The following is a 24,220-nucleotide window of genomic DNA, read 5'->3' on the forward strand; positions in this document are numbered from 1 at the left end:
ATCCTCCACTTGCTGGAATGGTATAAGTAACTGTATAAGTACCTGCTGTACTTGTACTTGGTGTAATTGCTCCTGTTCCTGAATTGATACTCAATCCAGCTGGTGTAACTGTGTAAGTTCCTCCTGTGTAAGCTCCAGTTCCTGATAAAGTAACTGATTGAGCTGTAGCAACACTTGTACAAAATGGCGTACCAACATAACTAATTGCTGCTGTTGGTGCAGCTGTAATAGTTACACTTGTCGTAACGGGTACTGCTGAACATCCTCCACTTGCTGGAATTGTATACGTAACTGTATAAATACCTGCTGTACTTGTACTTGGAGTAATTGCTCCAGTTGTTGAATTAATAGTTAATCCAGCAGTTGAACTAAATGTTCCGCCTGTATAAGCTCCAGTTCCTGATAAAGTAACTGGCTCTTCTGTAGAAACAGTAGTACAAAATGGTGTACCTGCATAACTAATCATTGCTGTAGGCGCTGTTGTTATTGTTACTGAGGTAGTAACTGGAACAGCTGAACATCCTGCACTTGCTGGAATTGTATACGTAACTGTATAAGTACCTGCTGTACTTGAGCTTGGTGTAATTGCTCCTGTTGTAGCATTGATGGTTAATCCTGCAGTTGAACTAAATGTTCCTCCAGTATAAGCCCCTGTTCCTGATAACGTAACAGCCTGAGAACCGACTAAACTTGTACAAAATGGTGTACCTGCATAACTAATCATTGCGGTTGGTGCAGCTGTTATTGTTACTGAGGTAGTAACTGGAACGGCTGGGCATCCTCCACTTGCTGGGATTGTATAAGTAACAGTATAAGTACCTGCTGTACTTGAGCTTGGAGTAATCGCTCCAGTAGTAGCATTGATAGTTAATCCTACTGCTGAACTAAATGTTCCTCCAGTATAAGCTCCTGTTCCTGACAAAGTAACAGGCTGAGAACCAACTAAACTTGTACAAAATGGCGTACCTGTATAGCTAATCATTGCAGTAGGTAATAATGTAATTGTAATATTAGCGTTGCTACTAGCTGCTAATCCACATGCAGACGCTGGGAAATTATATGTAACTGTATATGCCCCTGGTGTACTTGTTGACACTGTAATTTCTCCAGTTGCAGCATTAATAGATAGTCCAGCTGGCAAAGCAGAAAATGTTCCTCCTGAAGTAAATCCAGGAACTAATATCGGTGAAACATTTGCACTATTTGAACAAACTGGAGTAGTATATGTAAATCCTGTAACGGGAATAATAGCTCCTGTTACTGTAATAGTTCCTGTTGTAGTTGCAGGTGGACATCCCCCAGTTGTGGTTACTGTATAATTGAATGTTCCTGAAGCTGTAGGTGTACCACTTATTGTTACTACATTTCCTGACCATGAACCTGTAACTCCTGCTGGTAAGCCGGTTACCGTTGCTCCGGTTGCTCCGGTTGTAGCTAATGTAATTGTAGAAATAGCTGTATTGACACAAACTGTCTGACTAGTTCCTGGAGCTATTGTATTTAAAGGAGTAACTGTAATAGTTCCTGTTGTAGTTGCAGGTGGACATCCGCCAGTTGTGGTTACTGTATAATTGAATGTTCCTGAAGCCGTAGGTGTACCACTTATTGTTACTACATTTCCTGACCATGAACCTGTAACACCTGCTGGTAATCCTGCAACTGTAGCTCCAGTAGCTCCGGTTGTAGCTAATGTAATTGTAGAAATAGCTGTATTGATACAAACTGTTTGACTAGTTCCTGGTGCAACAGTATTTAATGGAGTAACTGTAATTGTTCCCATTACTGTCGTTGTTGTACAACCTCCTGTAGTTGACAATGTATAGTTAAACGTTCCTGATGCCGTTGGTGTTCCACTTATAGTATAAACTCCTGCTGCAAAACTTCCAGTTATTCCTGCTGGGAAAGCCCCTGCCGTTAAACTGACATTTGTAGCTGCTGGTATACCAGGGTTTAAAGTATATACTATCGATGTTAATGTAGAATTAATACAAACGGCTTGTGAGTTTGTACCTGCTGCTGATGTTAAAGTCAAAGTAGGTGGAACACATGCGCTTGCAACACATGTTATTGAAGATGAAGCAAAACAGGTTCCGACTCCCCCAACTGGTGTTAATGTCAGTTGAACTGAATCTGATGGTGACAATGAATTTACCGAATAAGTAAGTACATTTCCTATATTGGTTGTTGCCGTTGGTGCTCCTGCATTTACAGTATAAGATACTGTATAACTTGTAGCTCCAGGAACTGCCGTCCATGTAAAATTAACTGATGATGCTGTAGAAATACCACAGTTAATTGTAGGGCTTATTATTGGGTTAACTGTAATTGTTCCAGTTGTTGTTGCTGGTGGACAACCTCCAGTTGTTGTTACTGTATAGTTAAACGTTCCTGATGCTGTTGGTGTTCCACTTATAGTAACAACATTTCCAGCCCATGAACCCGTAACTCCAGCAGGTAATCCTGCAACGGTAGCTCCAGTAGCTCCGGTAGTAGCTAAATTTATTGTTGTAATAGCTGAATTGACACAAACTGTTTGACTTGTTCCTGGTGCAACAGTATTTAATGGAGTAATAGTTACACTTGTGGTAACTGGAACTGCTGAACATCCTGCACTTGCAGCAATAGTATACGTAACTGTATAAGTTCCTGCTGTACTTGTACTTGGTGTTATAGCTCCTGTTGATGAATTAATACTTAATCCAGCTGTTGAACTATAAGTTCCACCAGTATATGCGCCAGTTCCTGATATAGTAACTGACTGTGCAGTAGCAACACTTCTACAAAATGGCGTCCCTGCATAACTAATCATTGCGGTTGGCACTGCTGTAATAGTTACACTTGTAGTTGCAGTAACTACTGAGGCACAGCATGAACTAATTGGAATAGTATAAGTAACTGTATATGTTCCCGTTGTACTTGTGCTAGGAGTGATAGCACCAGTTGTAGCATTGATAGTCAATCCTGCAGTTGAACTAAATGTTCCTCCAGTATAAGGCCCTGTTCCAGATAAAGTAACCGATTGGGCTGTTGCATTAGATCTACAAAAAGGAGTTCCCACATAACTAATTGCTGCTGTTGGACATACAGCTGTAACATTTACAACTACATTTCTATTATATCGACACCCGTATTGATCAGTAACAGTAAAAGTATAAGTATAAGCACCAGCTGTAGTAAATGGACCTAAATTAATATCATTAGACAATTCATTTCCAACACATGGTCCTGGCGCTGGACACGATGGACCAGGATTATTAACCACTACACTAGTCGTTGTTTGAGCAGGAATAGTAGGGCCTGCTCCTGAATGACTCCATGTTGCAGTAACTAAGTCAGGTGTTTCTGACAATAAATTTGCATAACAAGATGTTGGAAAAGTTAAAGACCAATTTGATAATACACCATCATCATATGTCAAATTATCTGTTACTCGCAATGTCCATACCCCATTTAAAGCTGCCCCATTTAAAGGTGTAAAAGGATTTGTTGAGGTATAAGTTTGAGGAATATAATAATTCCCTGTTTCACAAGCCCCGGCATAAACACCACAAGTTGCGGTAGCCGTAGTAGTTACTCCTGCAGCAGTCCATGCCACCCCACCTGCATTAACTACTGAATAAGTAGCTACGCACCCTGGTACTCCGTCATCTGCACCATTTGTACAAGTACCGAAGTTATTAGCGCCACCATGTTGATTAAAAACCATAACGGTCTGTCCAGAAGGGGCAATTAATGAAATTTGTAAATCTCCTGAGAAAGAATGTTCTAAATCAAAAGATAATGTAGGGTAACAGCCGGCAGTCATAGTTGATCCTGGCGGAAACAACCCTGAAAAGTCTAATGTTGAATTATAACTAGCTCCAGAACCATCAGGCAAACTAACTGGCCCTGATATTATAGTTGGAGTAGTTTGAACTATTGTTTGAGATAAAGCTTGGCCATCTAAGGTAACCGAACTACCACAATTGATAGAAACTGGAGTTCCTGATGTACCTGTAAAAAGAGGTGTTGGCATCACACGTATTGTCCTTGTGACGGAATTGGAACTTAAACATCCAAGTGGATCTGTGGCAAAATTATTATTTCTAACCCTAAGTCTAACTAAGTATAAACCTCCAGTGGTTGGGAAAGTATGATTTGTTGTTGGAGTTGCTGTAATATTTGTTGTACCATCTCCCCAATCCCATTCATATCTAACTAATGTTCCACTTGGTGTAGTTGAATTTGAAGCATCAAAAGCAACAGTAGTTGAACCTGGATTTAAAGAATTACTAGAACATATATCAACGGTTGAACTTGTTACTAAAGCTGCTGAAGGTGGAGTACATGGGGTAACACATGAAATTGTTGCTGACCAGCCTGCACGTTGGACTGATCCGTCCGAAATGAACCGAAAAGAGACACAGCCGTCAGGGCTAGTAGAAGTAACCACAAAAGCTCCAAGATTGCCACAAAACCTATCGCTTTGAGTTCCAAGAGCTCCTACAGCATTAGCTTGCCATAAATCCAAGTAATCATAACAAGTAGTTCCAATTGACTCTGTATTAAAGGCAGTAAATGAAACTCTAATCTTATCTGTTGGTGTTGTTGGACAAAAAGTAATCGTACTATTTTGAGATGCAGCGTAATCACCTGCTCCACCACCATCTACAAATGTTCCAGTACATGTAGTCCTTGTTCCATTAGCACCATTTGCCATTGTATAAGTTTGACTATATAATGAAAAGTCACATAATAAAACAATCCCTAAAACTAATAAGTAAATTTTTTTCATAGTAAATTATTTAATAGTTATTAGTTTGTTTTTTAAATCTTGATCAAAAACATATATATACCATAGTTCAGTTATGGTAAATGTTTGTTTTACCTTGCTAGATAAGCTATCAAAAAAAGATAGTCCCTCTTTATAATAATTATAATAAGAAAGGTCTATGTTTTTATAATTTTCTATTTCACTTAAAGGAATATCTTTTATTACTGCTAGGTCAGATTGAGAAAAATTATGTGTTGATGATTTACCTTCTAATTTATATGATAAATCAAAAAGCTTAACTTTTTGTTTTAAGACACAACCTGGGGGTAGGTTGTAATTAGAAGTTTTTGATTCTTGAGCACTTACAAAATTATAGCACAAAAATGCAATAAATAATAATAATGTAGTTTTTTTCATAATTTAACAGCTTAAATAGATTTTCGGATGAAATTTAGATTAATCTTAACAATCTAGCAAATTTATTTCACAATATTTTTCGATTTACAACTTATTAAAACAATAATTAAAATTAAGTTAAAAATTTTGTAACAAATCTTTTTAGTTAATAACTAATATCTATATTTACCTTATATAATTAAAATATACATGAAAAAAATTTTAATACCAATTTCAATTTTATGCTTATTAGTTTCTAGTTGCTCTTCAACAAAGAAAACTCAATCTAACACTGCGGATGTTTCAAAATACATGAACTCAATTACTGCAAATGAATTAAGTGATCATTTATATATTGTAGCATCTGATGCAATGGAAGGAAGAGATACTGGTACAAAAGGACAAAAGGAAGCAGGGAAATACTTAATTGAACAATATATTAAAAACGGAATCTCATTTCCTCTTGGTGCTCAAAATTGGTATCAAAAAGTGCCATCAGAATTTATGTCAAAAGGCTTTGCACCTAAATTACCAGATTCAGAAAACATTTGGGCCTTTATTAAAGGGAGCGAGAAACCTGAAGAAATTGTAGTAATATCTGCTCATTACGACCATGTTGGGATGAAGAATGGAGAAGTATACAATGGCGCTGATGATGATGGCTCTGGAACTGTTGCATTATTAGAAATTGCACAAGCTTTTAAAATGGCCCAAAAAGAAGGTCATGGACCAAAAAGGTCTATTTTATTTTTACATGTAACTGGTGAAGAACATGGTTTACATGGTTCTAGATATTATTCAGAAAATCCTCTTTTTCCATTAAAGAATACGGTAGTTGATATAAATATTGACATGGTAGGAAGAAGAGATACTTTACATCCAAATACAAATAACTATATTTATGTAATTGGCTCTGACAGATTAAGTAGTGAACTTCACTCTATTAATGAAGAAATGAATGCAAAATATACAAATTTAGAATTGGACTATAAATATAACGACAGAAACGATCCTGAACGTATTTATTATCGTTCTGACCATTATAACTTTGCAAAAAAAGGAGTTCCGGCTGTTTTCTTTTTTAACGGAATTCATGATGATTACCATAAAGCATCTGATACACCTGATAAAATTGAATATGATGCATTGGCAAAAAGAGCACAACTAGCTTTTACATTAGCTTGGGAAATTGCAAATAGACCCGAAAAAATTAAAGTAGATAGAGATGGAAAATAATTTTTCGTTACAATTTAAATCATAAAAAAACTCCCGAAAATTTCGGGAGTTTTTTTTATATATAATTAAGGAGTTAAAAAACAAACATTGCTCTTTCACCCATTAACTCATTAACCTCATCGGCAACTTGTTCTAAAACTTCTTCATTTGTATGGTTCATAATTACTTTATCCATTAAAGCAACAATAGTTTCCATATCGCTTTCAACCAAACCTCTTGTAGTAACCGCTGGTGTTCCTACTCTAATACCAGAAGTTACAAATGGCGATTTATCATCAAAAGGAACCATATTTTTGTTCACAGTAATTTCAGCTTTTACCAATGCATTTTCAGCTTCTTTTCCTGTAATATTTTTATTTCTCAAGTCAATTAACATCATGTGATTATCCGTTCCTCCAGAAATAATATTATATCCTCTTTTTACAAATGCTTCAGCCATTGCTTTTGCATTCTTTTGCGTTTGTAAAGTATATCTAAAAAATTCATCAGTTAAAGCTTCTCCAAAAGCAACTGCTTTTGCAGCAATAATATGCATTAAAGGTCCACCTTGATTTCCAGGAAAAACCGACATATCTAAAACATGAGACATCATTCTAATATCTCCTTTTGGCGTTTTTAAACCCCAAGGGTTTTCAAAATCTTTACCCATCATAATCATTCCACCTCTTGGACCTCTTAAAGTCTTGTGCGTTGTAGTTGTTACAATATGGCAATGTGGAATTGGGTCAGATAACAAACCTTTAGCAATCATTCCAGCAGGATGTGAAATATCCGCTAACAACAATGCACCAACACTATCAGCTATCACTCTAAAACGAGCAAAATCCATATCTCTAGAATAAGCCGAAGCTCCAGCGATAATCATTTTTGGCTTTTCTGCTAAAGCAATTTCTTGAATTTTATCATAATTTAAAACTCCCGTTTCTTTATCAACTCCATAAAAACTTGGCGAATATAATTTACCTGAAAAATTTACAGGAGAACCGTGCGTTAAATGCCCACCATGAGACAAGTCAAAACCTAAAATTTTATCTCCAGGCTGAAGGCAAGCTGCAAAAACAGCAGTATTAGCCTGTGAACCAGAATGAGGCTGAACATTTACATATGCAGCACCAAAAAGTTCTTTCGCTCTATCAATTGCTATTTGCTCCACAATATCTACAACTTCACAACCCCCATAATAACGCTTTCCAGGATATCCCTCAGCATATTTATTAGTTAATACAGAACCAGCTGCTTCCATTACTTCGTCACTTACAAAGTTTTCTGAAGCGATAAGTTCTAATCCGTGAATTTGTCTGTCTTGTTCGTCAAGAATAAGGTCAAAAATTTGTTCGTCGCGTTGCATTTCAATAAATATTCGTTAAAATTAGGTCAAAATTACGAAAAAGGTTTGTTAAATTGATAGTAAACTTTATATTTGGTTTATAATTTTTCAACAACAAATTAACATATAAAAATATGTCAAATATAGCAAACGACCCGAAGAGAACTTCTTGGATAAATGTTACTCAGAACAGTGATTTCCCAATTCAAAATATTCCTTTTGGTGTTTTTATAACAAAGAATGACGATATTACTATTGGAACCCGAATTGGAGATACTGCAATTGACATGGGAGCTTTACAAAGATTAGGTTATTTTAAAGGAATTGAGTTAACTGATGACATGTTCATGCAGGATACTTTAAACGATTTTATATCTGATGGAAAGAAAACATGGCGCTTGGTTAGAAATAGACTTGCTGAGTTATTCGACAAAACTAATCCGTTGCTTCGTGATAATGTGAAAGAAAGAGAAATTATTCTTTTTGAAATGAGCGAAATTGAAATGTTACTTCCTGTACAAATAGGTGATTATACTGATTTTTATAGCAGTAAAGAACATGCTACTAACGTAGGAACAATGTTTCGTGATCCAGAAAATGCTTTATTACCAAATTGGCTACACATTCCTGTAGGATATCATGGTAGAAGTTCTACAATTGTACCAAGTGGCGTCCCTGTAAGAAGACCAAATGGACAAACTTTACCTGCCGGGGAAACTACACCAGTATTTGGACCTTCACGTTTAGTTGATTTTGAACTAGAAACAGCTTTTATTACCACAGATGCTAACTTAATGGGAGAACCTATTCCTATTAATGAAGCAGAAGATTATATTTTTGGAATGGTATTGTTTAATGACTGGAGCGCACGTGATATTCAGAAATGGGAATATGTGCCATTAGGGCCATTCTTGGCTAAAAACTTTGCTTCTTCAATTTCTCCATGGATTGTAACTATGGATGCTTTAGAACCGTTTAGAGTAAAAGGACCAGACCAATCTCCTACTCCATTACCTTATTTACAACAAGAAGGAAACCATTCTTATGACATTAACCTTCAAGTGGGCATTCAACCAGAAAATGGAGAAGAAACAATTGTTTCTAATTCTAATTTCAAGCACATGTATTGGTCAATGTCGCAACAATTAGCACATCATACCGTTAATGGATGTAGAGTGAATTCTGGAGATATGATGGGAAGTGGTACAATTTCTGGACCAACTCCCGCTAGTTATGGATCTATGCTTGAATTATCTTGGGGAGGAAAAAACACAATCCCGATGAAAGATGGTTCTGAAAGAAAGTTCATTAACGACAATGACACTGTAATTATCAAAGGACATTGTAAAAATAATGAAGTAAGAATAGGTTTTGGAGAATGCTCAAGCAAACTATTACCTGCTTTAGATTTAAAATAAAATCAATTTACTTTTATATAAATGCAAGGGAATTTTTTATTAAATCACCCTTGTTTTTATTTTAAAAATATAATATTATTAAATTATCAAAAATCACAATAGTCCTTTTACTAACAACTTTTAGTGTTTTTTCTCAAAAACCATGTGAAAAAGACACAACATATAATCAATTTGATTTTTGGGTTGGAGAATGGACAGTTTATGAATTAAAAGGAAATATTGCTGGACATAGTAAAATATCTAAAATATTAGACAATTGTATTGTTCTTGAAGAATGGACTTCAGCAAATAAAGTACCTAGTGGATTAATTTATGCTGGAAAAAGCTATAACACATATAACTCAAATACAAAACAATGGCAACAAACTTGGGTTGATAATGTAGGAGGCAGTACTGAATATCTTTTTGGAAAATTTGAAAACAATAAAATGGAATTTTTAACCAATGAATTTCAATTAGATGAAAAAACAAAAGCAATTAGAAAATTAACTTTTTTTAAATTACAAAACGGTTTTGTGCGTCAACTTGGAGAAATATCAAAGAATAATGGAACAACTTGGACAGCTGAATACGATCTAGAATATAGAAAAGAAAAATAATTGGCATCGTTTTTGAATTTTCAAAAAAAACGAACTGAATTAAAGATAAATACTTCAAAATATTATCTTTGAAAAATAAATACCTATATATATGAAAAAAATTACTCTTTTATTTATTGCAACCCTATTTATTGCTTGTGGTGTAAAGCAAACACAAACGCTTTTAAGCAATGGAAATTACGATGCTGCAATTGATAATGCAATAAATAGCTTAAGTTCAAATAAAACTTCAAAAGGAAAACAAGATTATGTTTATTTATTAGAAGAAGCATTTGCTAAAGCTAAAGCCAGAGACATCAACAGTTTAAACCTTATAAAAAAGGAAAATAATCCAGCTAACTACGAACGCATTTTTAACCTATATACGCAGTTAAGAAATCGTCAAGAGAGAATTAAACCTCTTTTACCATTACCTCTTCATAAAGAAGGAAGAAATGCTATTTTCCCTATGGATGATTATTCAGATCAAATTGTAAATAGTAAAAGTAATTTATCAGGGTACTTATATAATAATGCTAAAAAAATGATGGGTTCATCTAATAAAATGGATTTCAGACAAGCTTTTGATGATTTAATGTATTTGGATAAATTAAATCCAAATTATCAAGATGTAAGATCTTTAATGGATCAAGCACAGTTTAAAGGAACTGATTTTGTTCATGTATACACTAAGAATGAAACAAACATGGTAATTCCTGCTCGTCTTCAAGATGATTTACTAGATTTTAGCACTTACGGAATTAACGACAAATGGACAGTATATCATAACAACAAGCAAAAAAATATTAAATATGATTTTGGAATGATTGTTAATTTTAGACAAATCAATATCTCACCTGAACAAGTAAAAGAGAAACAATTCGTAAAAGAAAAGCAAATCAAAGACGGTGTCAAAACGCTTTTAGATAATAATGGAAATGTTGTAAAAGACAGTTTAGGAAACCCTATTAAAGTAGATAATTTCAAAACAATCTCTGTAAGTATTTATGAATTCACACAATTCAAATCGTGTCAAGTAACAGCTAAAGTAGACTATATTGATTTTAGAAACAATCAATTAATCGATGCTTTTCCTGTTGCAAGCGAATTCATTTTTGATTATATATATGCAAATTACAATGGAGATAAGCGCGCTTGCGAAGATACTTATTACCAATATTTTGACAGAAGATCAGTTCCTTTTCCCTCAAATGAACAAATGGTCTACGATACTGGCGAAGATTTAAAAGCCAAACTAAAAAGTATTATTACCAATAATAAATTTAGACGATAAAAAAAAGTCCTGCAAATTGCAGGACTTTTTTTATACAAATTTATTTAAAATTTCAGCTTCTATATCGCTATGGGTCGAGCTAAATATCGCTACTCCTTCTTTTACCACAATTAATTGAGGTGACTGATGTTCAACTTGAAAACGTTCAGCAATTTCATTTGAAATATTTCTATGATTTATTAAATCTAGGAAAAACGGCTCTAGCTGCTCTGAACTAAAATTATAATCGTTTTCAAACTGCTTTAAAGCAAATCTACTTATACTACAACGTGAACTGTGCTTAAAAAGAATAACCGGCTTTTCATAAGAAAGAGCAATAGCTTCATCAATTACTTTTAAATCATCTAACTGATTCCAATTCACTTTTGGAGAAGAACTTCCTTCTTCATTTGTTCCAAACATTTTATTAAAAAAACTCATTTTTGTCTTATTTTCTGACATTTTGTCTGCTTTAAGTGATAAATATCATATAAAACAAGCCATTTTGTCGTTACTTTTGTAGAGGTACACTTATTGATTTCTACACTACAAATTTACAAGAAATATTTCAAGTAAATAGTAATACAACTAACACAAATACAAATGAACTTAAATAATTTAACTATAAAATCGCAAGAAGCTTTGCAGCAAGCACAGCAAATTGCACATGGTTTTGAAAACCAACAAATTGAAAATGAACATATTTTCAAAGCAATCTTAGAAGTTGATGAAAATGTAACTCCGTTCATACTTAAAAAACTTAATGTAAACCTAGACTTATTTAAGAAAATTCTAGACAGTACAATACAAAGTTTCCCTAAAGTAACGGGAGGAGAAATACAATTATCAAGAAATGCTTCACAAATGCTAAATGAAGCCATTTCAATTGCTCAAAAAATGAAAGATGAATATGTTTCAATTGAACATTTGATATTGGGTATTTTTAAATCAAAAAGCAAAGTTGGTCAAATATTAAAAGATCAAGGAGTGACTGAAAAAGGTTTAGATAGCGCCATAGCAGAAATGCGTAAAGGAGAAAATGTAACATCTGCTTCTGCCGAAGAAACTTATAATGCATTGAATAAATACGCTAAGAATTTAAATGAGTTGGCTCGTAATGGAAAATTAGACCCAGTAATTGGTCGTGATGAAGAAATCCGTAGGGTTTTACAAATTCTTACACGTAGAACAAAAAATAATCCAATGCTTGTGGGTGAGCCTGGAGTTGGTAAAACAGCAATTGCAGAAGGTTTAGCGCATAGAATTGTAGATGGTGATGTGCCTGAAAACTTAAAAGATAAAATCGTCTTCTCTTTAGACATGGGAGCTTTGATTGCCGGAGCTAAATACAAAGGAGAATTTGAAGAACGATTAAAATCGGTTGTAAAAGAAGTAACATCTGCTGAAGGAGATATTGTTCTTTTTATAGATGAAATTCACACACTTGTTGGAGCCGGTGGTGGCGAAGGCGCTATGGATGCAGCAAACATTCTAAAACCTGCACTTGCACGTGGAGAACTTCGCGCTATTGGAGCAACAACTTTAGATGAATATCAAAAATATTTCGAAAAGGACAAAGCTCTAGAAAGACGTTTTCAAAAAATTATTGTTGATGAACCTGATACAGAAAGTGCCATTTCTATACTTCGAGGAATTAAAGAAAAATACGAAACACATCATAAAGTTCGTATTCAAGATGATGCAATTATAGCTGCTGTAGAATTATCTCAACGCTATATTACCAATCGTTTTCTTCCAGACAAAGCAATTGACTTAATGGATGAAGCGGCTTCAAAATTAAGAATGGAAATCAATTCTAAACCAGAAGAATTAGACGTTCTTGATCGCAAAATAATGCAATTAGAAATTGAAATTGAAGCCATTAAAAGAGAGAATGACGAAACCAAACTAAAATCATTAGGTTTAGATTTAGCAAATTTAAAAGAAGATCGAAACGAAATATATACAAAATGGAAAGCGGAAAAAGATGTTGTTGATGCTGTTCAAAATGTAAAACAAGAGCTAGAAGACTTCAAATTAGAAGCGGAACGCGCAGAACGCGATGGTGACTATGGAAAAGTAGCTGAAATTCGCTATGGTAAAACAAAAGAAGCGCAAGAACGTTTAGATGCATTACAAAAACAATTAGCAGAAAACCAAGATGGAACAGCTTTAATTAAAGAAGAAGTAACACGCGAAGACATTGCAGAAATTGTTGCAAAATGGACTGGTGTTCCGGTAATGAAAATGCTTCAAGGAGAAAGGGAAAAACTTTTAAAACTAGAAGACGAACTGCACCATAGAGTTGTAGGACAAGAAGAAGCAATTGAAGCAGTTAGTGATGCTGTTCGTAGAAGTCGCGCAGGATTACAAGACATGAAAAAACCTATTGGTTCATTCTTATTTCTTGGAACAACAGGTGTGGGTAAAACAGAACTTGCAAAAGCTCTTGCAGAATACTTATTTGACGATGAAAATGCAATGACTCGTATAGATATGAGTGAATATCAAGAACGCCATAGTGTAAGTCGATTAGTTGGCGCACCTCCTGGATATGTTGGTTATGACGAAGGAGGTCAATTGACAGAAGCTGTTCGTAGAAAACCTTATTCGGTTGTTTTATTAGACGAAATTGAAAAAGCACATCCTGATACTTTTAATATATTATTACAAGTTTTAGATGAAGGAAGATTAACCGATAATAAAGGAAGAACTGCCGATTTTAAAAACACTATTATAATTATGACTTCTAATATGGGAAGTGAAATTATTCAAGAAAAGTTTGAAAACTTAAAAGGTAATATTGAAGATATAACCGAAGTTGCTAAAAAAGAAGTATTAGGTTTATTGAAACAAACCGTTCGTCCTGAATTTATAAATCGTATTGATGAAATCGTATTATTTACACCTTTAACAACAGAAAACATTAGAAAAATTGTTGCTATTCAGCTGAAAAACGTAACTAAAATGCTTGCACAACAACAAATTACAATGGATGTTACTGAAGAAGCGATAGATTATTTAGCAGAAAAAGGATTTGATCCTCAATATGGAGCAAGACCAGTTAAAAGAGTTATTCAACGCGAAGTATTAAACGCTTTATCAAAAGACATCTTAGCAGGAACAATCACAACAGATAGTATTATCCTACTTGATAGTTTTGAAGGAAAATTAGTTTTTAGAAATGAATAATTAATATATTTAAGTTAGTTTAAGTCCTCAAAGAAATAATTTCCTTGAGGATTTTTTATTTATATTTGGCTATAAACCATTTAGGTATGAAAAATATTATTTTAAAAAATGGACTTCTAGGCGGATTGATCGTTTCAATTGTTATGACTTGTATGACTTTGTACATGAAATCAAATCCTAATAACGAGCCAAGTGCGATTATAGGTTTTGCAAGTATGCTATTAGCTTTTACATTTTTATTTTTAGGCGTAAAAAAAGTTAGAGAAACAAATGAAGATAAAATTACATTTGGCAAAGCATTTTTAACTGGTTTATACATAGCGCTAATTATTTCAACTATTTATGTACTAGTTTGGTTAGTAATCTATTATAATTTCTTTCCAAATTTTATGGAACAATACAGTGACTTAGTTCTTAATAAATTAAAAGCAGAAGGAAATTTAGAAGAACTTGCTGCTAAGTCAGAAGAAATGGAAATGATGAAAGAGTGGTATAAAAGCCCAATAATGATTGTACTTTTAACTCTTATGGAAATTTTACCTATAGGTATAGTTGTTTCTTTAATTTCTGCATTAATTTTAAAAAAGAAATAAAAACAAAAAAGCCTCAATTTGAGGCTTTTTAAATTTAAATATCGATCTATTGTTGATCTATTCTTTTAAGATTTCTCCATTAGATGAAAGTAAAAGTTTTTTCGTTTTTTTATCGTTTTTAATTTTTATAGAGTATTCTTTTTTGTCTACATGACCATCACTTTGAGCATATAAATATTTGTCTTTAACAATATCCCAGCCTGGATAGTTTTTAGAAACAGAATATAATACTTCATTAGGTAAAGTAATACTTTCATACTTTTCAATAACATTTATTAATTTTCCTTTTTGATTATATCTAGCTGTTAAGGTTCCTTTATCGTTTCTCATGATAACCAAATAGTTATCAAAACCTTCATAATCTTTACCTAAATCATATGATATAAAAAAATCCTCCATTTGTTGAACGTGCAAATCAGGATGTTTATCTGGAAGATAAATAGAAAAATCATCTCCTATTTTAGTCAATACAATTTCTGGTAATTCTCTTAGTGCTAAATTATCATTATTTGAATCGCTAAGGTTAATTTTATTTTGCGAATAAGATAATGATGTTATACATAATAATATTAAAACAAATGTTTTCATAATAATTGGTTTTTTAAATTAGTTATATTAAATAATTTAAAATTTAAGGTTTACAATTTCTTCCCCTTTTTGATTGTTGGCTATATTTTAAATTATTATCTCTATCGTATTTATATATTTACACAACAAATTTAATCTATACTTCTTAAAACATCTGTTAATTACTAACGATCAATACGTTAATTAAACGTTATACTTTTTAACCTAATTTTATCTTTATCGGATAAATTTACATTCTATTATTTTAAACTTATATATATGCAATTCATAGATAAATATGTTAAATAAATGAGGCCATTTAATTTCACACCATTTGATGGTTATACTATTAAGCATATAGAAATTCTATCTTTAATAATAGTGATTTCCTACATTTAAAAAAAACAAAAAAGCCTCAATTTGAGGCTTTTTTTTTAAAAAAAAAATTAACTATTATTAATCTAATCCTTTTAATATCTCTCCGTTAGAAGACAACAAAAGTCTTTTAGTTTTTTTATCATTTTTAATTTTTATAGAATATTCTTTTTTGTCTATATGACCATCACTTTGGGCATATAAATATTTATCTTTAACAATATCCCATCCCGGAAAGTTTTTGGATACAGAGTACAATACTTCATTAGGTAAGATAATACTTTCATACTTCTCAATAACATTTATTAATTTTCCTTTTTCATTATATCTAGCTGTTAAGACTCCTTTATCGTTTTTCATGATAACCAAATAGTTATCATAACCTTCAAAATCTTTACCTAAGTCGTAGGATATAAAAAAGTCTTGTAATTGTTGAACATATAAATCAGGATGTTTTTCTGGAAGATAAATAGAAAAGTCATCTCCGATTTTGGTTAATACGATTTCTGGTAATTCTCTCAATTCTAAATTATCATTATTTGAATCACTAAGATTATTTCTATTTTGCGAAAAAGACAATGTCGTTGTCATGCATAATAATACTAAAGCAATTGTTTTCATAATAATTGGTTTTTTAGTTTTCATAATGTTTGGTTTTTTAAATTAGTTATACTAAAATAATTTTAAATTTTAAGGCTTAAATTTACTTCCCCTTTTTATTATTGATATTTTTTTAATTATAATTTCTTGATTTGATAAAAACGCTTAACTCCACTAATATAACCTATATAGCTTAAAATATCTGTTAATACATGTGATTAAAATTGTTAATTTATAGTTATACTTTTAACCTCATTTTACCCTTGTCGGATAAATTTACATTCTATTATTTTAAACTTATATATATGCCATTCATAGATAAATATGTTAAATAAAATTTATTCCAAGAACTTAACTAGTAGACATTAAAGTTGCTCTAATGCATATAAAAAATAATTAATGATATACACACATAATACAAAAGGCTACCCGAATTCGGATAGCCTTTTGTTTAATTTTTATAATTGTTGTAATTTAATTATTCTTTGACAAAGTCAAAACTTTGACCATTATAGTTTAGTTTAAAACTCTTATTATCGTCAGAAAATTTAATTTCTAAACCTGCAGGTTCAAATCCGAAAGTATTATTTCCCATATCATCTAATGGAAGAGGTCCTTGACCAGTAGCATTTAATACTAATTGATCGTCTTCTTCAGTAAACTCAACTTTAATTGGAATTTGCTTACTAGAATACACTCCTGAGTAAACACTCAATTTTCCTGGAGCTGGCGCTACAAATCCTTCCGTTTTCCATTTATTATTTTCATCATTAAAATCTGGCAATACATTATCAGGGTCAATTACAATTGTTTTCAACTCTTCTGTAGAATTAAAACTAAATGACCATGAAGTATTTCGTTGCCAAATTTCAACAGGTAAATTTACACGCGATTTAACACCACTAACTGTTTCAATCTCTAAAACAACAGGCATTGCCATTTTTTCTAAATTTTCAATTGTAATAATTGCTCCTTTTGTTGGGTTATTTTTTACATATTTAACATCTGTAACAGCTTGATCAAGTCTCCAGTTGTTTAAAATCCAACCTCTCCAAAACCAACCTAAATCTTCACCTGAAGCATTCTCCATTGTTCTAAAAAAGTCCTCTGGAGTTGGGTGTTTAAATGCCCAATTCTTTATATATGTTTTAAACGCAGTATCAAAACGGTCAATTCCTAAAACATGCTCGCGTAAAGTTGCTAATGCCGTACCTGGTTTCATATAAGCTAACAAACCTAAGTTTCTTTCTTTCATTCCATCTGGAGCAGTATAAACAGGCTCTAAGCCCGGTTTAGTCATCATTTCTGCCATAAGGTGCATGTTGAATTTCTTTTCTTCATATTCTCCTTTATTGAAATCTTCAGCACTTACACCATTAATAAACGTATTAAAACCTTCATCCATCCAAGCAAATTGTCTTTCATTAGAACCAACAATCATTGGAAACCATGCATGACCAAATTCATGGTCAGTAACACCCCATAAAGATGAACCTTTAGAAGAGTATTTACAAAAAACAATTCCTGGATATTCCATTCCACCTTCATTTCCTGCAACATTTATTGCCGCTGGATAAGGGTATTCAAACCATCTCTTTGAGTAACCTTCGATACTTGCTTTTGTGTATTCTGTAGAACGACTCCAAGCTTTTTGTCCTTCACTTTCTTCTGGATAAGCTGAAAGTGCCATTGATTTTTTTCCGCTAGGTAAATTTATACGTGCTCCGTCAATAATAAAAGAAGCTGAGGATGCCCAAGCAACATCTCTTGAATTTGTCATTTTAAACTTCCATGTTTTTGTAGCCGAAGTTTTATTTGCTTTCTTAACATCGTCTAAAGAACGAATCATAACAGTACTTTCGCTTTCTTTAGCTCTTGCCCAACGATTTTGCTCTTCTTTACTCATTACTTCTGAAGCATTTATAATTTCACCCGAGCAAACTACAAAGTGATTTGCAGGAACAGTAATAGCCATTTCAAAATCTCCATATTCACAATAAAACTCTCCAGCCCCTAAATAAGGTTGTGTGTTCCATCCTCTTATATCATCATAAACTGCCATTTTTGGATACCATTGTGCAATTGTATAAATAGTTCCGTTTTTAGTAGGTAAATAACCCATTCTATCTGAACCGTATTCTGGAGAAACAAATGAAAAATTAATTGCAATTTTTATTTTTCCTCCATTTGATTTTAATGGTTTTTCCAAATACACTTTCATGCGCGTATCTACAATTTCATATTTTGAAGACTTACCGTTAACGGTTAATAGGCTAATTTTATGACCTCCATCAAACTCTTCTCCTTTTGCTCCGTTTCTTGAACCTGAAACCGGTACAACAGCATTTCCACGAGAATCTTTCGAAAATAAATTTTGATCTAAATACATCCAAATATAATTTAACTCATCTGGACTATTGTTTGTATAAGTTAAATTAACCGATCCTTTAATTTCATTTGTAGCTTCATTTAAAGACGCTGTTAATTTATAATCTGCTTTGTTTTGCCAATATTTCACACCTGGCTTTCCACTTGCCGAACGCGTTTCTGTGGCATTTTTTGTGTAAAAATTTGGTGCAAATGCATCATAATAACTGTAATTAGAATTTTGTGCAAATGCACTAGAAAATCCTATACAAAGAACCATGAAAATGGTTGCTTTTAATAAAAGTTTTTTCATAATTTGATTTTTTTTGTTTGCCTTATTAATTTTAATAATTAATAATTTTTATATTTAACAAATTAACAAAAAAAAGAAAGAATACTAATCGTTATTTTTGTTTTGAAACCTTAATTTTTTCATAAAAAATGCAGTTTAAACCTTTTCCAGAACTAAAGTCTGAACGTTTACGTTTTAGAAAACTAACAAATGAAGATGCACCAGCAATTTTAGAGTTACGAAGCAATCCCGAAACAATGAAATTTATACCAAGACCATTACTTTTAGATATAGAAGGTGCTTTAGCTCATATAAAAATGATTAATGATAAAATTGACGAGAATTTAGACATTAATTGGGCTGTAACTGAAAAAAATAGTGATAAATGCATAGGAATAATAGGCTTTTTTAGAACACAACCTGAACATTTTAGAACCGAATTAGGTTATATGATACTACCTCAACATAAAGGAAAAGGTTATGTTACCGAAGGGGTAAATACACTTTTAGACTTTGCTTTCAACCAACTTAACTTCCACTCTATCGAAGCTACTATAGATTCTCGTCATGTTAGCTCTGAACGCGTTTTAATAAAAAATGGCTTTACGAAAGAAGCGCATTTTAAAGAAAATTTTTTCTACAACAATGAATTTACAGACACTGTAATTTACAGTATTTTAAAAAGAAATTTCAAAAAGTGATAGTTACTATTTCAAATACAAAAATATCAGCGTCTATAAATAGTTTGGGTGCTGAATTGATTTCATTATCCAAAAATGACTTCAACTACATTTGGGAAATTGACGAAAAATATTGGAACAAAACTTCGCCCGTTTTATTTCCTATTGTTGGAAGTTTAAAGAATAATGAGTTTACTATTGATGATGAAAAATACTCGTTAACTAGACATGGGTTTGCAAGAGATTGTGAGTTTGAACTTATTGAACAAAAAGAAGCTTCTGCCCTATTTTGTTTAAAATCAAATGAATTTACTTTAAAAAACTATCCGTTTCATTTTGAATTATTTATAAACTATGAACTCAAGGCTAATGAACTTATCATTTCTTATAAAGTAGTAAATCATTCTAAAGTTAGAATGGCATTTAACATAGGTGCTCACCCGGCATTTAATTTACCGCTTAATACAGATGAGTATTCTTTAGAGTTTAATGTCTTAGAAAGCTTTAAAACGCATAAATTAGACAATGGTTTATTCTCTGGCGTTACCCAAAAAATAGAAAACAATAATAACACTTTGTTTTTAACGGAAAGCCTATTTGAAAATGATGCTTTGGTTTTTAAAAATATAAAATCAAACTCCATAAAACTTAGGCATTTAAAAAAAGATTTTATAAAAATAAACTTTTATAATTTTCCGCATTTAGGAATTTGGAAAAAACTCAAAGCTCCTTTTTTGTGCATAGAGCCATGGACTGGTTACGCAGATGACGTCAACACTACTGGAAAAATATTTGAAAAGAAAGGGATTCAAATTTTAAAACCAAATTGTACATTTGAATGTAAAATTGAAATTGAAATATAAAAAAATCCTGTTTTTCAACAGGATTAGTATTTTAAATTAATTTATGAATTCTATTCACGGGTATCACAACTCCTTGTTTTAAAATTACTCTATTGTCAGTAACTCCCCATATTGTCGTTTCAACCATTTTATAAGATGAATCATCTTCAAAATAGATTTTCATTTTAACATGCTCAATATTTCCTAAGGTTGAAGCTCTATCTAAATCCTGTTTTCTTTGTTTTATAGCACCTATTTCTTCCAACACTTCAGTATTAGGAAATGACAAAGTTGGGATTGATTCTTTATCTATAATTTGGTATTCCGCAGTCATAGTCAATAATTAGTTGGTTAGTTTAACATAAAGTTAGGCTTTTTTTTAAAACAATTTGATTTTTAAATAAAAAAAAAGCTTTTCAGCTCTCTTTTTTATTTAACTTTAATAATCAACAAGTCTTTTATTCCTTTGTTTTCTATTACATCATAGTCATTACTCTCTGTTTCTCCTACAATTACAATTCCATTATCGGCAGTTTCTGTTGCGTCATAAGCAAAATCATAACTAGAACCTCCAAATGTTTTTTGCCATAACAAATATCCTGATTGGCTTATTGTTAATGCCCAAAAATCATTTTCACCTTTATTTTCATTAATGTCTAAATCTGCGCTTCGGGTATGACCAGAAATAACAAAATTACCATTAGACATAGCTTTAATAGAGTTTGCAAAATCAAATCCTGTCCCTCCAAAAGATTTATCCCAAATTTTATTTCCATTATCATCAATATTAATAACCCACACATCATTATTTCCTTTGTTTGATGAAATATCTCCATCTGTACTATTTGATGTCCCTGCAATTAAATAAGTATTATTAATTGATTTAGCAATTCCATAAGCTTGGTCTAAGCCTGAACCTCCAAAAGATTTTTTCCAAACTAAATTTCCTGTAGAATTTATTTTAATTACCCAGTAATCATAACCACCATGATTATCAGTTACGTCAAAATCTGAGCTTTCTGAATAACCAACCATAATTAAACCTTTATCTTTAGACTCAACTACATCAAATACTCTATCATTTTGTGTACCTCCAAAATAAATATCCCATTCTTTCTCACCAACTGAGTTTAATTTTATCCCATAATACTCTCCAACACCATGTAGAATAACATTAGCCGAACGAACTATACCAGAATAATCTGCATAACCCGTAACAAAATAACCTCTATCTGAAGTAGAAATAATTTTATGTGCATGATCGTGACTCATGAAACCGTAACTTTTTTTCCAAATTAAGTTACCATTACTATCTGTCTTAAAAATAAAAAAATCGTGCATTCCTAGATTAGTTGGAACATCTCCGTCGCTACTTTTACTGTAACCGGCAACAGTTAGTGATAAATCATCATTTTCAATAACACTATATCCCAAATCATCTAAATTTCCACCATAAGTTTTACTCCAAAGTAAATTTCCATTTACATCGTATTTAGACAACCATATATCTTCTTCTAAGTATCTTTTATCTGTAATGTCTCCTCCAGAACTTTTTGTATTACCAACAACTACAACTCCACCATCAGAAGTAGCACAAACTCCTCTAATTATTTCTTCGTCTGCACCTCCAAAAGTTTTAACCCATTGAACTTCTCCATTAAAATTATTTTGACTCCCGTTATAATCATCAGTACATGAAAACAATAAAAAAAAACTTAATATAACTGAAAATATCTTCATCTTATTTTACTATTAATTTTTGTGAAATAGAATCATTTACAAGCAATATATACATTCCAGAAGCCAACTCATTCACATTAAATTGAACATTGTTTGAATTAAAATTATTCATTGACATTACTTTAGCGCCTAATAAATTAAAAACCTCAACTTTTTGAATAGGTATATCTAAACTTAGATTAACCAATCCATTTGTAGGGTTTGGATATAAAGAAATATTTGAAGTAGTAAAGTCATTATTACTTAAAACTGCGTTTTTCTTTACTATAAACAATCCTCTTTCAATATCACTTATAATAATAGAACCACTTGCAAAATAAGGATAAACACTCCAAGCTCCATTAAATTGATTGGAATTACTCGAAGGGTAAGTGTCAAAGAAACCTATCTCATTCATATTAGTATTATCAATATCTGAAATATCCATAATTCTAATTCCTGCTCTATAATTAGCTAAATAAAAATCATTTCCCTTTGTATAGCCGTTATGATCAATTGCTGCAGTTTGTCCACTATAGTTCCATTTTAAAACAGGAGCATCTAAATTTGACATATCAACAATAACAGTTTTAGTATTGAAACCAAAAGTTTGTTCGTCAACTTCATCACCTAAAAGAAAATATTTATGGTTTCCGGTTAACCAACCTTGATGTGTATAAGCTGTATTTGTATAAGTAAAGCTTGAGATTAAAACGGGTGCCAATTTATTAGTTACATCTACTACTACTACTTTATTTTCATTTGACCCAAAATAAAGTTGTTTTCCAACATGTTCTGTATCTGGGCCATTATATACAACTATTTGTGCATCATGAGAATATCCTTGTGCGTTATATTCATTTACAAAAACAGGAGTTGCTGGTGTTTGAATATTTATAATATGTGGACCTCCTCCATTACTTACTCCGCTACTGCCAGGAACATAAGTTCTAGTTCCTATTGCATAAGCATAACCATTAACTTCATCAATTGCTATATTATGGCATCTTCCAAAACCAGTATAATGATAATCTGCAGTAAAAGTCTGTGGAGTAGAAACACCTCTTAATCTTTTTAAATCAAAAACTTGCATACCATGACCAGAAGCCTCACTCACAATAAAAGCATGATTATTATACACTTTAATATCTCTCCAAATACTATTCACACTAGCTGTAGGCAATTTACCTAAATAAACAGGAGAAGTTGGAACGGAAATATCTACAAATGCAGTATGGCTAGTTAAGCCTATAATTGCATACTCTTTATTGTTTAAAGGGTCAGTCCAACCCCAAATATCATTAGCTTCGGTTGAAACAGTACCCCCTAATTGAATTGCGGTTAATTGAGACATTAAATCTATTTTATTACAAGGATAAACACCTGCAAAACCTGCAGAACAAATAGTTTGAGCAGAAAAAGTTATAGAAAATAACAATAAAAGGGATGTAATTTTAAATTTCATTAGTAGTTATATATTTATTGGGAAATCAAATATACAATTTTTAATGAAGATTAATTCAGAAAATATATTCAAAATATTCTACATTTGTACTCTATGCAAAAAAACATAAACATACTTAATAAAAGAGCTCGTTTTGATTATGAAATACTTGACAAGTACAACGCAGGTATTGTATTAACAGGAACTGAGATTAAATCTATTCGTTTAGGTAAAGCTTCTATTGCAGAAAGTTTCTGTGAATTTCACAATCTTGAACTTTTTTTAATAAATACAACAATTGAAGAATATTTATATGGAACACACTACAATCATAAAGCTAAAAGTGAACGAAAATTACTTTTAAATAAAAAAGAACTTAAAAAACTTCATAAAGACAGTGACAACAAAGGATTAACTATTGTTCCATTACGTTTATATACCAATGAAAAAGGAATGGCAAAAATTGAAATTGCTCTTTGTAAAGGTAAAAAGAACTATGATAAACGTGAAACAATGAAAGAAAATGATTCTAAAAGAGAAATTGATAGAATTAAAAAGAACTTTTAAC

Annotated in this window: 19 protein-coding genes; 9 read left to right on the top strand and 10 right to left on the bottom strand. The window is 31.9% G+C overall.

The features are described from left to right. On the bottom strand, positions 1-4,774 hold a 4,774-nt coding region (locus UXY25_RS05235), incomplete at its 3' end, for a beta strand repeat-containing protein (RefSeq protein ID WP_320814952.1). Positions 4,775-4,780: 6 nt separating this feature from the next. Beyond that, positions 4,781-5,170, bottom strand: a complete 390-nt coding sequence (locus tag UXY25_RS05240; RefSeq protein ID WP_320814953.1) for a hypothetical protein — start codon at positions 5,168-5,170, stop codon at positions 4,781-4,783. 189 nt (positions 5,171-5,359) lie between these two features. Here UXY25_RS05240 and UXY25_RS05245 point away from each other — a divergent pair, with 189 nt between their 5' ends. Then, positions 5,360-6,385: a M28 family metallopeptidase gene (locus UXY25_RS05245; RefSeq protein ID WP_320814954.1), complete on the top strand. Its 1,026-nt coding sequence runs from the start codon at positions 5,360-5,362 to the stop codon at positions 6,383-6,385. Between the two features lie 73 nt (positions 6,386-6,458). Here the strand turns inward: UXY25_RS05245 and glyA are convergent, their stop codons facing one another. After that, positions 6,459-7,733 (bottom strand): serine hydroxymethyltransferase, encoded by a 1,275-nt coding sequence (gene glyA / locus UXY25_RS05250; protein ID WP_320814955.1) that lies wholly within the window; start codon positions 7,731-7,733, stop codon positions 6,459-6,461. 113 nt (positions 7,734-7,846) lie between these two features. Between glyA and fahA the strand changes: the two genes are divergently transcribed. The 3 genes from fahA (at position 7,847) to UXY25_RS05265 (ending at position 11,002) form a co-directional block, all read left to right on the top strand. Then, positions 7,847-9,130: a fumarylacetoacetase gene (fahA, locus tag UXY25_RS05255; RefSeq protein WP_320814956.1), complete on the top strand. Its 1,284-nt coding sequence runs from the start codon at positions 7,847-7,849 to the stop codon at positions 9,128-9,130. Between the two features lie 428 nt (positions 9,131-9,558). Beyond that, positions 9,559-9,729, top strand: coding sequence for a hypothetical protein (locus tag UXY25_RS05260; protein ID WP_320814957.1), 171 nt, complete (start codon positions 9,559-9,561; stop codon positions 9,727-9,729). A gap of 91 nt (positions 9,730-9,820) precedes the next feature. Further along, entirely contained in the window at positions 9,821-11,002 is a 1,182-nt protein-coding gene (locus UXY25_RS05265; RefSeq protein ID WP_320814958.1) for a hypothetical protein, read from the top strand. Positions 11,003-11,032: 30 nt separating this feature from the next. Here UXY25_RS05265 and ytxJ read toward each other — a convergent pair whose 3' ends face one another. Continuing rightward, positions 11,033-11,443, bottom strand: a complete 411-nt coding sequence (ytxJ, locus tag UXY25_RS05270; RefSeq protein ID WP_320814959.1) for a bacillithiol system redox-active protein YtxJ — start codon at positions 11,441-11,443, stop codon at positions 11,033-11,035. A gap of 141 nt (positions 11,444-11,584) precedes the next feature. On the opposite strand from ytxJ, the gene clpB reads away from it, so the two are divergent. Then, positions 11,585-14,173: an ATP-dependent chaperone ClpB gene (gene clpB, locus UXY25_RS05275; RefSeq protein ID WP_320814960.1), complete on the top strand. Its 2,589-nt coding sequence runs from the start codon at positions 11,585-11,587 to the stop codon at positions 14,171-14,173. Between the two features lie 86 nt (positions 14,174-14,259). Continuing rightward, on the top strand, positions 14,260-14,766 hold the full coding sequence (locus UXY25_RS05280; protein WP_320814961.1) for a DUF4199 domain-containing protein: 507 nt from the start codon (positions 14,260-14,262) through the stop codon (positions 14,764-14,766). Between the two features lie 57 nt (positions 14,767-14,823). Here UXY25_RS05280 and UXY25_RS05285 read toward each other — a convergent pair whose 3' ends face one another. From UXY25_RS05285 to UXY25_RS05295, 3 genes are all read right to left on the bottom strand, one after another. Continuing rightward, positions 14,824-15,354, bottom strand: coding sequence for a hypothetical protein (locus UXY25_RS05285; RefSeq protein WP_320814962.1), 531 nt, complete (start codon positions 15,352-15,354; stop codon positions 14,824-14,826). 435 nt (positions 15,355-15,789) lie between these two features. After that, positions 15,790-16,299, bottom strand: a complete 510-nt coding sequence (locus UXY25_RS05290; protein ID WP_320814963.1) for a hypothetical protein — start codon at positions 16,297-16,299, stop codon at positions 15,790-15,792. A 487-nt stretch (positions 16,300-16,786) separates the two neighbouring features. After that, the gene (locus tag UXY25_RS05295; protein WP_320814964.1) at positions 16,787-18,988 is read right to left on the bottom strand and encodes a M1 family metallopeptidase; all 2,202 of its coding nucleotides are present in this window, start codon (positions 18,986-18,988) and stop codon (positions 16,787-16,789) included. 128 nt (positions 18,989-19,116) lie between these two features. Between UXY25_RS05295 and UXY25_RS05300 the strand changes: the two genes are divergently transcribed. After that, complete coding sequence (locus tag UXY25_RS05300; RefSeq protein ID WP_320814965.1) at positions 19,117-19,668, top strand: GNAT family N-acetyltransferase; 552 nt, start codon at positions 19,117-19,119, stop codon at positions 19,666-19,668. Continuing rightward, complete coding sequence (locus tag UXY25_RS05305) at positions 19,665-20,510, top strand: aldose 1-epimerase family protein (protein WP_320814966.1); 846 nt, start codon at positions 19,665-19,667, stop codon at positions 20,508-20,510. The genes UXY25_RS05300 and UXY25_RS05305 overlap by 4 nt, the downstream gene beginning before the upstream one ends. 31 nt (positions 20,511-20,541) lie before the next feature. Here UXY25_RS05305 and UXY25_RS05310 read toward each other — a convergent pair whose 3' ends face one another. The 3 genes from UXY25_RS05310 to UXY25_RS05320 form a co-directional block, all read right to left on the bottom strand. Then, the gene (locus UXY25_RS05310; protein ID WP_320814967.1) at positions 20,542-20,823 is read right to left on the bottom strand and encodes a hypothetical protein; all 282 of its coding nucleotides are present in this window, start codon (positions 20,821-20,823) and stop codon (positions 20,542-20,544) included. A gap of 95 nt (positions 20,824-20,918) precedes the next feature. Next, positions 20,919-22,229: a hypothetical protein gene (locus tag UXY25_RS05315; RefSeq protein ID WP_320814968.1), complete on the bottom strand. Its 1,311-nt coding sequence runs from the start codon at positions 22,227-22,229 to the stop codon at positions 20,919-20,921. Position 22,230: 1 nt separating this feature from the next. After that, positions 22,231-23,673 (bottom strand): choice-of-anchor B family protein, encoded by a 1,443-nt coding sequence (locus tag UXY25_RS05320; protein WP_320814969.1) that lies wholly within the window; start codon positions 23,671-23,673, stop codon positions 22,231-22,233. A gap of 93 nt (positions 23,674-23,766) precedes the next feature. Here UXY25_RS05320 and smpB point away from each other — a divergent pair, with 93 nt between their 5' ends. After that, a complete protein-coding gene (smpB, locus tag UXY25_RS05325; RefSeq protein ID WP_320814970.1) occupies positions 23,767-24,219 on the top strand; it encodes an SsrA-binding protein SmpB in 453 nt (150 codons plus the stop codon). Position 24,220: the final 1 nt, after the last annotated feature.

It is taken from the genome of Flavobacterium sp. (assembly GCF_034111225.1).
Taxonomy (GTDB): domain Bacteria; phylum Bacteroidota; class Bacteroidia; order Flavobacteriales; family Flavobacteriaceae; genus Flavobacterium.

Bases quoted from the DNA above. Each gene is read 5' to 3' on its own strand.
- UXY25_RS05240 (WP_320814953.1), bottom strand. From the start codon at position 5,170: ATGAAAAAAACTACATTATTATTATTTATTGCATTTTTGTGCTATAAT.
- UXY25_RS05245 (WP_320814954.1), top strand. From the start codon at position 5,360: ATGAAAAAAATTTTAATACCAATTTCAATTTTATGCTTATTAGTTTCT.
- glyA (WP_320814955.1), bottom strand. From the start codon at position 7,733: ATGCAACGCGACGAACAAATTTTTGACCTTATTCTTGACGAACAAGAC.
- fahA (WP_320814956.1), top strand. From the start codon at position 7,847: ATGTCAAATATAGCAAACGACCCGAAGAGAACTTCTTGGATAAATGTT.
- UXY25_RS05260 (WP_320814957.1), top strand. From the start codon at position 9,559: ATGGAATTTTTAACCAATGAATTTCAATTAGATGAAAAAACAAAAGCA.
- UXY25_RS05265 (WP_320814958.1), top strand. From the start codon at position 9,821: ATGAAAAAAATTACTCTTTTATTTATTGCAACCCTATTTATTGCTTGT.
- ytxJ (WP_320814959.1), bottom strand. From the start codon at position 11,443: ATGTCAGAAAATAAGACAAAAATGAGTTTTTTTAATAAAATGTTTGGA.
- clpB (WP_320814960.1), top strand. From the start codon at position 11,585: ATGAACTTAAATAATTTAACTATAAAATCGCAAGAAGCTTTGCAGCAA.
- UXY25_RS05280 (WP_320814961.1), top strand. From the start codon at position 14,260: ATGAAAAATATTATTTTAAAAAATGGACTTCTAGGCGGATTGATCGTT.
- UXY25_RS05285 (WP_320814962.1), bottom strand. From the start codon at position 15,354: ATGAAAACATTTGTTTTAATATTATTATGTATAACATCATTATCTTAT.
- UXY25_RS05290 (WP_320814963.1), bottom strand. From the start codon at position 16,299: ATGACAACGACATTGTCTTTTTCGCAAAATAGAAATAATCTTAGTGAT.
- UXY25_RS05295 (WP_320814964.1), bottom strand. From the start codon at position 18,988: ATGAAAAAACTTTTATTAAAAGCAACCATTTTCATGGTTCTTTGTATA.
- UXY25_RS05300 (WP_320814965.1), top strand. From the start codon at position 19,117: ATGCAGTTTAAACCTTTTCCAGAACTAAAGTCTGAACGTTTACGTTTT.
- UXY25_RS05310 (WP_320814967.1), bottom strand. From the start codon at position 20,823: ATGACTGCGGAATACCAAATTATAGATAAAGAATCAATCCCAACTTTG.
- UXY25_RS05315 (WP_320814968.1), bottom strand. From the start codon at position 22,229: ATGAAGATATTTTCAGTTATATTAAGTTTTTTTTTATTGTTTTCATGT.
- UXY25_RS05320 (WP_320814969.1), bottom strand. From the start codon at position 23,673: ATGAAATTTAAAATTACATCCCTTTTATTGTTATTTTCTATAACTTTT.
- smpB (WP_320814970.1), top strand. From the start codon at position 23,767: ATGCAAAAAAACATAAACATACTTAATAAAAGAGCTCGTTTTGATTAT.